A 246-nucleotide genomic window follows, 5' to 3' on the forward strand; every position below is an offset into this window, starting at 1 on the left:
ATGCCGACCATGTCGAGCAGCTCCAGCGTGCGCTTTCGCGCCTGCTCGCGGGTCATCCCCTTGTGCACCAAGAGCGGCTCCGACACCTGCTTCTCGATGTGGTGCAGCGGGTTCAGCGAGGTCATCGGCTCCTGGAAGATCATCGCGATCTCGTTGCCGCGGACCTGCCGCATCCGCTTTTCGCCGGCGTTGATCAGTTCCTCGCCCTTGAAACGCACCGAGGAGCCCTCGGGGTGGCTTGCCAGC

1 pseudogene is annotated in these 246 nt (G+C 64.6%); it reads right to left on the bottom strand.

The window, feature by feature from the left end:
• Positions 1-218: pseudogene (locus R0J92_RS25550) on the bottom strand (microcin ABC transporter ATP-binding protein); the annotation flags it as partial.
• Between the last annotated feature and the right edge of the window lie 28 nt (positions 219-246).

Source organism: Tritonibacter sp. SIMBA_163 (genome assembly GCF_046535935.1).
GTDB lineage: Bacteria > Pseudomonadota > Alphaproteobacteria > Rhodobacterales > Rhodobacteraceae > Epibacterium > Epibacterium scottomollicae.